This is a genomic window from Amycolatopsis eburnea, assembly GCF_003937945.1.
GTDB classification, from domain to species: domain Bacteria; phylum Actinomycetota; class Actinomycetes; order Mycobacteriales; family Pseudonocardiaceae; genus Amycolatopsis; species Amycolatopsis eburnea.
The window spans coordinates 1-9,745 of the sequence record NZ_RSEC01000013.1; the positions used below are offsets into that span (position 1 = coordinate 1).

The window sequence follows — 9,745 nt, forward strand, 5'->3', positions numbered from 1 at the left end:
TGGTCGCCAGTGTGCGGGCCGCGGCCCGGCCCAGGCTCAGCGGTGCTTGCTCGGATTCCACCGGGTCGGTGACGGTCACAGCGAAAACCACCCAATCGGTTCGAGGATTGTCATTACTGGTATCGGGGATTCGTGGCGTGCCAGGTGAAGCCGCCACCCATCCAGGAACGGACCCCCACGAGGAAGCGCTGCAGCTCCGGGGACGGCACGGCCATCAGCTCGCGGTGGCCGTCCTCGAACTCGTGGACGATCTGGTTGTGCAGGGCGACGGTGGCTTCGACCGCCTCCTCGACCGGGCAGCCCCGGTCCGCGGCGATCTGCAGGACCATGTTGCAGACCGGTTTCTCGTCGGCGGCGTCCTTGGCCACCGAATGGAGGTCGTTCACCAGCACCGAAGCCGTGCCGGCGCGCATCATCGCTTCGCGCACGCGCGGGTCGTAGTAGAACGGCGCGGCCAGCTCGTAGCCGCCGACGGCGTCGACGAGCGTCATCGACGTGTAGAAGCTGTCGTGCTGGCGTGCCGCCAGGTACTCCCACGCGGGTGGGTAGCGCCCGGTGTGGCGCCACGCCGCGTAGGCGTCCCAGCTGACGAACATCGCGAACGTCGAATAGCAGACGCGCTGCACGAGCACCGGCGAACCGTGCCGGCCCAGGTGCTCGGTCGCCGAGTGCAGCCCGACCAGGATCGGGTCCGCGCGCAGCGCTTCCTCCAGCGGCGGCGTGAACTCCCCGGCCGGCGCGACCGGGTCCATGGCCGCCATCACCAGCGCCAGGCGCGGCGGCAGCTCGGTGGGTGACGCACCCAGCTCGCTGTCGTCGGCGTAGTAGTCGTCCGCCGCCCACCAGACCGCGTTCAGCTGCGCCGCGACGAGCAGCCGGTCCGGGTCGTCGCAGTCGCTGTGCGCCAGCATCACCAGCCTGCCGAACCCCGCACCGGCGATCTGCTCCAGGCCCTTGCCGGTGAACCCGCAGTCCTCGGCCCACGCGACCAGTCGCCGGTCGACCTCCGCCGCGAGCGCGTCGTCGATCCTGCCCACCACCGGGCAGTACAGCGGCGACGCGCTGCCGTCACCCCACGGCAGGTACGCGTACGCCGGGTCCTGCCCGGGCGACGGCGCGAACTGCGTCGCGATCCGCGCCGCCGACGTCCCGAGGCCGAACGGTCCGGCCAGCAGCCCACCGGCGTCGCCGGTCGTCCACTGTGGACACACGGTCATGGTGGTCTCCCTCGGCACCGGCCCGGCTCAGACGCGGTCGGCGGCGATGAGCAGGTAGTGGAAGCTGCCTTCGCGGTAGGCCGTCAGGAACGGGTCCTCGATGCCGGTGGCGACCGACGACTGCGCCCGCAGCTCCCAGTAGGGGATCGTCGCGGCGGTCAGGTCGACGACGTTGATCGGCACGAACCCGTTGGCGGACAACGCCTTGAAGTAGTCGCCGCGGGCGTGGATGTTGCAGATGTAGTGCTGGTCGATCTGGCTCACCGCCCGCGACCGGCCGCCGGTGACGTCGTTGTAGCACCCGGTGATGGTCACGTACCGCCCGCCGGGCTTGAGCTGCCGCGCGTGTTCGGCGAAGAGGTCGTGCAGGTCCACGTACATCGTGCTCTCGTTGTTCCAGATGCCCTGGAACGCGCCGCTTTCGAAGCCGGTGTCGAGCATGTTGCGCAAGTGGTAGCGCACCGAGCCGTCGATCCCGCGCTTGCGCACGTGCTCGTTGGCGAACCCGACCTGCTGCTCGGAGATGGAGATCCCGTCGACCTGGCAACCGAAGCGCAGGTGGGCCATGACGCTCGTGCCGCCGCGGCCGCAGCCGGCGTCCAGCAGCCGGTCCGACGGCGCGATCGGGCCCAGGTGGTCGAGCAGGACTTCGGCCTGCGCGGTCTCGAGCCGGTGCATCTCCGCGATGATCGCTTCGTCGCGCGTCGCCTCGGGCGTTTCGAGGACGGCCGGGTCGTAGTCGCCGAGCCCGTAGTGGTGGTGGTACAGACCGTCGACGTCGCCCAGCCGGAGGTTCACCGGGTCCTTTTCCGCGTTCCAGTAGTCGGCGACCGACTGCTGGTAAGCGGTGCGGGCCACGGGCTGGTCGAGAGCCGTCATCGAGTAACTCCTCGGTCGGTTTCCTTGGGGGACAAGGAATCATCCCCTCGTGATCGACGCTAGTGCCGGGAGTTTCGCGGGGACAAGGAGCTTCACTCGCACCACGCGAGCGTTGCCCGTCTGGACCAGCGGCGTCCCTGCGCGGGGTGGCGCGGGACCCGGATCCGACCTTCGATCGGGACCCCGCGCGCCCCGTCAGAGGGACGGCTTGTGACCGTGGGTGTCAGACGACTTCGAGGTTGGCCATCATGCCCATGTCTTCGTGTTCGGCGTTGTGGCAGTGGAAGAGGTACCGCCCGCGGTAACCGTCGAACCGGGTGACGATCTCGGCCGCCTCGCCCGGCCGGAGCGAAATGGTGTCCTTGAGGCCGCCGTCGTGCGGCAGCGGCGCCCGGCCACCGCGGGAGAGTACCCGGAACGCGGCGAGGTGCAGGTGGACCGGGTGGTGGACGTCCGCGACCAGCCGCCACACCTCGACGTCGCCGAGCCGGACGGTGACGTCGGTGCGGGCCGGGTCGAACGCGCGCCCGCCGATCACCCAGCCGTGCCCGCCGGCCTGCTGCCCGGCGCTGAAAGCGAATTCGCGCACGCGCGACGGCGGGCCCCACGACGGCAGGTCCGCCGACAGCACCGGCGGCACCCGGCTGTCGTCGGCCGCGCGGCGCGCGATCCGGAACGCCATCACCTCGGCGGTCCGCCCGGTGCCCAGCTTGTTGAGCAGCCGGACGCGGCCGCCCACCGGCACCCCCGCGAAGTCGACGACGACGTCGTAGCGTTCGGCGGGCGCGATCGGCACGGAGACGTGGGTGACCGGCGCCGCGAGCAGCCCCTGGTCCGCGCCGACCTGCACGAGCGGCAGCCGCCGCCCGTCGTCGGTGACGGCTTCGAGTTCGTAGTGCCGCGCGTTCGACGCGTTGAGCAGGCGCAGCCGGTACCGGGCCGCGTCGGCTTCGTGCACCGGCCACGGCGCGCCGTTGACCAGGATGACGTCGCCGAGCACGCCGCCCAGGAAGCTTTCCCGGACGCCGGGCCGGTGCCGCAGCGTCGCGTCGATCGACGGGTAGTCGAGCGTGCCGTCCGCGGCGAACGCGCGGTCGGTCAGCACCAGCGGCAGCTCGCGGGACCCCGAGGGCAGGCCGAGCGCTTCCTCGGCGTCGTCGCGGACGATGTGGAGCCCGGCGAGGCCGCGCCAGAGCGCCGGCGCGGTGAAGTCCATCCGGTGGTCGTGGTACCAGAGCAGCGCCGGGCGCTGGTCCAGCGGGAACGTGTACTCGCGCGTCCCCACGCTGCGCACCGCGCGCGGATCGGGCATGGCGTGGTGGTCCGCCCAGCCCGGCGGGAGCACGAGGTCGGTCGGGTAGCCGTCGGACGCCGCCGGGGTGCGCCCGCCGTGCAGGTGCACCACGGTCGGCACCGGCAGCTCGTTGCGGTGGGTCACGGTGACCGGACGGCCGCGGCGCGATTCGATCGTGGGTCCCGGGAACGTGCCGTCGTAGGTCCACATCGGCGTCCGGATCCCGGGCAGGACCTCGATTTCCGCCACCCGCTGGGTGATCTCGTAGCGGCCCGGTGCCACCGGCCTGAGGATGTTCGGCACGGGCAGCGGCACGGTGTACGCCGGGGGCAGCGGGACGGCGCTGCGGAGCTCGGCGCCGGTGACCGGCGGGCGCCGGGCCAGCCCGGCCGCGGTGGCCAGTCCGGTCGCGGCGAGCAGGCCGAACGCCCCGAGGACCTGGCGGCGGGTCGGCTCACGCATCGATGGCCGCCCGCGTCAGGGGCCGCCGCCACACCGCGGCGACCAGCACGACGAGCCCCGCGACGGTCAGCACGCCGAGCGGGAGGTGCAGCCACAGCGCCCCGTCGAGGCCGGCGAAGTACTGGACCGTTTCGGCGGCCGCCACCGCCGTCGTCGCGAAGAACGGCCACGCCCGCCGCAGCCGGACCCACACCACGACGGCGACGACGAGCTGCAGGTAGGCGAGCGAGGTCACGACGTCGGCGCCGGTCGCGTGCAGGCGCAGGGCGTCGTAGTCGCCGCTGAGGTAGACGCCGGCGAACACCGGCTGGCCGGCGATCGCGACGACGTGCCCGGCCGCGACGGCTCGCAGCACCCAGCCGGCGGGCCGCGTTTTCGTTGTGCTGTCCACGAAAGCCAAGCTATGACCGCGGGGCTATGGTGTCTAAGATCAATATTGCTATGCCGTTATGACGCGGGAGGTATGACGTGGATCTGGGCACGCTCCGGCAGTTCCTCGTGGTGGCCCGGCTGGAGCACCTCAGCCGCGCGGCCGACGAGCTGCGGATCGCCCAGCCGTCGCTGAGCCGGACGATCGCGCGCCTGGAGGCCGAACTCGGCACCCCGCTGTTCGACCGGGCCGGCCGGCTCCGGCTGAACGACGCCGGGAAGCTCTTCCGCGGCTACGTCGAGCGCTCGCTGGGGGAGCTGGACGCGGGCTGCCGCGCGGTCGCCGAGACGACCGGCGAGGGCTACGGAACCGTGCGGCTGGCGTCGGAATCGTTCCTCACCCTGACCGGCTCGCTCGCGGCGTTCAAGCGGGCCCACCCGGCGGTGGAGGTCGTGCTGCACCAGCTGCCCGCCGACGACATGGCCCGGGCGCTGCGGGCCAAGGAGATCGACCTCTGCGTGGCGTCGCAGCCGATCCCGGCCGACGGGCTGGCCGGCGTCGAGCTGCTCGACGAGCCGGTGTACCTGGCCACCCCGGTCGGGCACCGCCTGGCCGGGCGCACGTCGGTCCGCGTCGAAGACCTCGCGGACGAGCAGTTCATCACCGCGCGCCGCGGGCACTGGCACCGCCGGCTGCTCGACCGGCTCTTCGCCGCGCGCGACCTGACGCCGAAGATCGTCTTCGAGGGCGACGAACCCGGCGCCATCCAGGAACTCATCAGCGCCGGGCTGGGCATCGGCCTCAACCCGGCGATGGCCCGGCGCGTCGCCGCGCAGGTGCCGGTCGTGTGGATCCCGGTGGACAGCCCCGACTGCCGCCGCACGATCACCCTCTGCTGGGCCGCGGACAGCCGCCTCCCGGCCGCGGCCCGGCTGATGCGGACCGCGCTGACCGAATGGGAGTGGGCCCCGCCGGGGTGACGCACTCGTATGCTGGCGCGGTGGAGCGGGATTCCTGGGGGCTGGGCCGGGCGGAGCTGGCTCGCGAACGGGAGCGCCTGGGCAGCGTGGCACTGCGGACGACGGCGTGCTGCCTGGCCTGGGTCCCGGCTCTCGCGTTCTTGCTTTTCTCGTACGGAGACGCTCCCGAGAACACCGCGACGGCTGTCCTGGCCTTCGGTGTGATCGTGGTGTCGTTGTGCTTCACGCCGTGGGCGGTGTTGTGGTGGCTGCGCTACGAGTCGGTCCGGCGCACCGGCTGGCGAGCCGCGGAGGTCACGGCGGTGAGGGTGGATCCGAGAGGCTGCCTCGCGGCTCTGGCGTTCGCGGGGCGGTCGAGCAACGCCAGCAGTCTCGACTACGTCGTCCGGTACCGCGACGGCGGTGGTGCCCGGCTGCGAGGGGGTGCGAGCTTGCGGCGCCAGCCTCCGCTCGTGGCGTTCGAGCGCGCGCAGCCCGCGTGGGTCGGTGGCTCGGGCCGGGCGGCCGTCGTCCTGTTCGCCACCAGCCGCTGGGGCCCTCGCCGTCCGCGTGCCGTACCCGCGAAGTTCACCGGCGCGCCGTAGCACTACGGCAGCGGCGCGCGCTCCTCGGCCAGTCCGGTGAGGAGGTCGCCGTGCTCGGCGACGCGGTCGAGGACGTCGTCGGCGGTGAACGTCAGGTGGCTGACGTGCCGGCACGCGCGGACCTCGGCCCACGTCACCGGGGTGGAGACCGTCGGGTGGTCGCGGCCGCGCAGCGAGTACGGCGCCACCGTCGTCTTCGCCGGGTTGTTCTGGCTCCAGTCGATGAACACGCGGCCCGGCCGCTGCGCCTTCGCCATCACCGCGGTCACCGTCTCCGGCGTCTCCTTCGCGAGCCGCTGGGCGAGCCGCTTCGCGTAGGCCGACGGGGCTGCCGGGTCGCCGGCCGCGATGCCGCAGTAGAGCTGCATCCCCTTGGAGCCCGACGTCTTCGCGTACGGGGTGAGCCCGTCGGCGGCCAGGACGTCGTGCAGGCGCTCGGCCACCCGGCAACAGTCCACGATGGACGTTCCGGGCCCGGGGTCGAGGTCGAACACCAGGCGGTCCGGCGGGTTCCGCGTGCCGTCGGCCACCGTCCACTGGGGAACGTGGAGTTCGAGCGCGGCGATGTTCGCCGCCCACACCAGGCCCGGGAGGTCGTCCAGCAGCGGGTAGTCGATGGTGTCGCCGCTGCCGCGCGAACCGGTGCTCGGCAGCCGCGCGGTGCGCAGCCAGGACGGGGCGCCGTTCGGGACGTTCTTCCCGAACCACTTCTGGCCGTCGACGCCGTCCGGGTAGCGGATGAACGTCACCGGGCGGCCGGCCAGGTGCGGCAGCAGCACCGGCGCGACGCGGGAGTAGTAGTTGATCACCTCGCCCTTGGTGAACCCGGCCGCGGGGTAGAGGATCTTGTCCAAATTGGACAGGGTGAGCCGCCGGTCCCCGGCCTGGACGGTGATCCGCTTGCCCGGCGGTTCAGGCGGTGGCGCCGCGCTTTCCCGGGGGACCGCGCGCGGGGCGATCACGTCGGCGGGGTCCTTGTCGGCGCGCAGCCCGCGCCACGCGGTGTGGCGGACGCGGCCGGCGCGGGTGAACTGCCGGTAGACGACCTCGCCGACCAGGCGCGGCTCGACCCAGCGGGCGCGGACGGTGTCCTCGCGCGGCGGCGCCGTCACGAACGGGTGGGTGCGGCGCTCCATGTCCTCCAGCCGCGCCTTCAGGTCGGCGCGGGCGGCCTGGCTGAAGCCGGTGCCGACGTCGCCGATGTAGACGAGGGCGCCGGTCTCCGGGTCGTGCGCGCCGAGCAGCAGGCCGCCGAGGGTGCCGGTGAAGCTGCGCTGGCCGGGGCGCCAGCCGCAGACGATCACCTCCTGGGTCCGGATCAGCGGGTGCTTGAGCCAGGAATCCGGCCGCTGCCCTGGCACGTAGGCGGAGCTGCGCAGCTTCGCGACGACACCCTCGTACCCGGCGGACGCGGCGTGGGACAGGAAGTCGGCCGGCGTGCGGCGGTCGGCGGCGAGTTCGGCGAAGGTGACCGCGCGCACCACCGAAACGCGGTACGGGTCGGGCATCGGGAGGCTCGCCAGCAGGGCGCGGCGCTCGTCGTACGGCGTCGCGAGCAGGTCGCGGTCGCCGAGCCGGAGCAGGTCGAAGGCCAGGAACCGGACCGGCACGTCGGCGAACTCGCGGCCCTTCGGCCCGCTCTGGTGCCGGACCCAGCGGCCGCGGCGCTCCTGCATCAGCTCGAAGTCGATCCGGCCGTCCTCGCCGTAGACGACGATTTCGCCGTCCAGGTAGGCGGCCCGGCCGTCGAGCGCCGGGGCGAGGACGCCGTCGAGCTCGGCGAACTCGGCGGTGAAGTCGATGTTGTTGCGGCTGGTGAGGACGGTGGTGCCGTCCGGGGCGATCCGCATGGCGGCCCGGTAGCCGTCCAGCTTGTACTCGTAGGCCCACTCGGGGCCGCTGCGCAGCCGTCCGCCGTCGGCCTTGGCGAGCATCGGCTCGACCCAGGCCGGAGCGCGGGCCGCGTCGTCTGCCGCCATGCCGGACCTCCGTCACCTTCCGAAGCCAAGGTAACCCGTTCGGCCTAGTTTCGCCGGGTTTGCGCAGGTGACTGGAACGCGGGCGTCCACCGCGCGGGGTCGACGCGGCCGGCCCAGCACGCCGCGAGGAGGTCGTACCCGAGGTGGACGAGCGCGGCGTGGGCCGGCCAGTGGTCCCGCGTCCAGCGGACGTCGTTGTGCGCGGAGTCGACGGCGGCGCGGGTGGCGCCCTCGAGTTCGAACTGCAGGTCGCGCCGCGCCGCGCGGTCCCGGGTCTCGAGCACCGCGCGGGCGGCGGCGCGGATGCGGGTTTCGGTCCAGCGGAACGTGGCGCGGTGGGCGTGCGGGGCGAGGAGGTACTGCGCGAGGACGGCGAGCGCGACGCCGAGCACGGTCTCGACGAGGCGGTCGCGCAGCACCGGCCCGGCCGGCCCGCTCGCCGCGGCGCCCCCGGCGAGCAGCGCGACCGGCGTGATGAACACGACGGCGACCGCGTAGTTGCGCGGCACGAACAGCTCGATGCAGAACTGCAGCACCGCGATCGTCGCGACCAGCGCGAGCCCGGCGGGCGCGAGCGCGGACACCGCGGCGAACACGCCGAGCCCGACGGCGGTGCCGGCGAACCGCTGCAGGCCCCGGACGTTGGCGCGGACCCGGTCGGTGCCCTGCTGCAGGACGACGAGCGCGCTGAGGATCGCCCAGTGCGGCCGGGCGAGCCCGAGCCCCGCGCTCAGGCTCCCGGCGGCGGCGCAGGTGACGCCGACGCGCGCCGCCGTCACCATGGCGTGCGAGCGGAAGGTCGCCGACCGGCGCAGCCGGTAGCCCACCGCGGGCCGGGGGAGCGGGAGCGTGGCTTCGTCGGGGTTGCCCGCGGCGTCGGCGAACCGGCGGTGGGCGGCGATCAGCGTGGTGGCGAGTTCGGAGCCGGCTTCGTGCCCGGCGTCGTGGACGGCGTTCCAGGCGGCGGAAACGCTCGAGCCGGCGGCGTGCCGCGCTTCCGCCGTGGGGTTGTCGCCGGCGGCCTCGACGGCGGCGACGGCCCGTTGGACGGCGGCGCGTTCGGGCTTGGTCTTGTCGGCGAGGATCCCGGCCATGGAAACGGCCGCCGAGGCGAGGCCGCCCAGCGCCGTGCAAACGATGATGGCCACGGGATCCGCGCCGGCTTCCGTGGCGACGGTCGCGCCGCCGCAGACGAGCGCGAAGAACAGCGCGCCGGGCGGGCCGAGCCGCAGCGCGTCGACGGCGTAGACGGCCAGGACTCCGACGACGGTGACCACGATGATGACCGCCGCTTCGCCGCCGACTTCGCCGGCGAGCGTGCCCAGAGCGGCGGCGAGCACGAGGGTCACGGCGGCGGTAAGGACGACGCGGGCGCGTACGCGGTAGGGGCGGCCTTCGCCGTAGAGGACGGCGAAGGCGCCGAAGGTGACGAAGAGTGCGATGTCCGCGTGTCCGGTGAGGACGGTGGCGGCACCGGGAACCCCGACCGCGGCGGCGGCCCGGAGGCCGGCACTCCAGCGCCGTCCCGCGGCGGGGAGGGCGAACAGCAGCGCCCGGGGGCGGGCGATGCGGGGGAGCGGGTCCGGTCGTTCTGGTGGCACGGGCCCCATTCCAGCACGGCGTGCCGGGGGTGGCGGGGTGGGAAGGAACACGCGCGGCTCGGGCGGCCGCCGCGATGTCATGAACGAGTCGTTCGTCGCGCCGGACGACACGGTCCCGGCTCCGCCGACGTCTTGAATGACTCATTCAGGTCTTCGGAGGTCCTGAATGACTCATTCAAGACACCGGAGGGCCGCCCGGCGCCCTCGCCACGGCCGGCACCGGTCGGTTCAGACCGAGAGCGGCCGGCCCCCGGCGACTTTGCCGGGGCCCTGGCGCCGGACGAGGTGAAAGGGATGCTCCTATGGATGTCGAGGGGTGAGTTCGAGGCCGTTTGCGGTGATGATCCGGTAGAGCTCCCGGGCGATGTAGCGTTTGAGG

At 73.3% G+C, this 9,745-nt stretch carries 8 protein-coding genes; 2 read left to right on the forward strand and 6 right to left on the reverse strand.

Annotation, left to right across the window (positions count from 1 at the left end; genetic code table 11):
• Positions 1 to 113: 113 nt before the first annotated feature.
• The 4 genes from EIY87_RS03275 to EIY87_RS03290 all read right to left on the reverse strand — a co-directional run bounded on the left by EIY87_RS03275 (position 114) and on the right by EIY87_RS03290 (position 4,243).
• On the reverse strand, positions 114 to 1,217 hold the full coding sequence (locus EIY87_RS03275) for a family 2 encapsulin nanocompartment cargo protein terpene cyclase (RefSeq protein WP_191983930.1): 1,104 nt from the start codon (positions 1,215 to 1,217) through the stop codon (positions 114 to 116).
• A gap of 27 nt (positions 1,218 to 1,244) precedes the next feature.
• Positions 1,245 to 2,096, reverse strand: a complete 852-nt coding sequence (locus EIY87_RS03280) for a geranyl diphosphate 2-C-methyltransferase (protein ID WP_125306151.1) — start codon at positions 2,094 to 2,096, stop codon at positions 1,245 to 1,247.
• Positions 2,097 to 2,319: 223 nt separating this feature from the next.
• Positions 2,320 to 3,852: a multicopper oxidase family protein gene (locus EIY87_RS03285; RefSeq protein WP_125306152.1), complete on the reverse strand. Its 1,533-nt coding sequence runs from the start codon at positions 3,850 to 3,852 to the stop codon at positions 2,320 to 2,322.
• On the reverse strand, positions 3,845 to 4,243 hold the full coding sequence (locus EIY87_RS03290; RefSeq protein ID WP_225439672.1) for a hypothetical protein: 399 nt from the start codon (positions 4,241 to 4,243) through the stop codon (positions 3,845 to 3,847). The genes EIY87_RS03285 and EIY87_RS03290 overlap by 8 nt, the downstream gene beginning before the upstream one ends.
• 77 nt (positions 4,244 to 4,320) lie before the next feature.
• Between EIY87_RS03290 and EIY87_RS03295 the strand changes: the two genes are divergently transcribed.
• Together EIY87_RS03295 and EIY87_RS03300 are read left to right on the forward strand one after the other, a co-directional pair.
• Positions 4,321 to 5,202 (forward strand): LysR family transcriptional regulator, encoded by an 882-nt coding sequence (locus EIY87_RS03295; protein ID WP_125306154.1) that lies wholly within the window; start codon positions 4,321 to 4,323, stop codon positions 5,200 to 5,202.
• Between the two features lie 20 nt (positions 5,203 to 5,222).
• On the forward strand, positions 5,223 to 5,786 hold the full coding sequence (locus tag EIY87_RS03300; protein WP_125306155.1) for a hypothetical protein: 564 nt from the start codon (positions 5,223 to 5,225) through the stop codon (positions 5,784 to 5,786).
• Positions 5,787 to 5,788: 2 nt separating this feature from the next.
• On the opposite strand, the gene ligD is transcribed toward EIY87_RS03300, so the two are convergent.
• Both ligD and EIY87_RS03310 read right to left on the reverse strand, forming a co-directional pair.
• The gene (ligD, locus tag EIY87_RS03305) at positions 5,789 to 7,765 is read right to left on the reverse strand and encodes a DNA ligase D (RefSeq protein WP_125306156.1); all 1,977 of its coding nucleotides are present in this window, start codon (positions 7,763 to 7,765) and stop codon (positions 5,789 to 5,791) included.
• Between the two features lie 44 nt (positions 7,766 to 7,809).
• Positions 7,810 to 9,366, reverse strand: a complete 1,557-nt coding sequence (locus EIY87_RS03310; protein WP_225439673.1) for an FUSC family protein — start codon at positions 9,364 to 9,366, stop codon at positions 7,810 to 7,812.
• Positions 9,367 to 9,745 lie beyond the last annotated feature (379 nt).

What these genes read in the sequence shown, in the direction of transcription:
- EIY87_RS03275 (WP_191983930.1), bottom strand. Translation starts at nt 1,217, where the DNA reads ATGACCGTGTGTCCACAGTGGACGACCGGCGACGCCGGTGGGCTGCTG.
- EIY87_RS03285 (WP_125306152.1), bottom strand. Translation starts at nt 3,852, where the DNA reads ATGCGTGAGCCGACCCGCCGCCAGGTCCTCGGGGCGTTCGGCCTGCTC.
- ligD (WP_125306156.1), bottom strand. Translation starts at nt 7,765, where the DNA reads ATGGCGGCAGACGACGCGGCCCGCGCTCCGGCCTGGGTCGAGCCGATG.
- EIY87_RS03280 (WP_125306151.1), bottom strand. Translation starts at nt 2,096, where the DNA reads ATGACGGCTCTCGACCAGCCCGTGGCCCGCACCGCTTACCAGCAGTCG.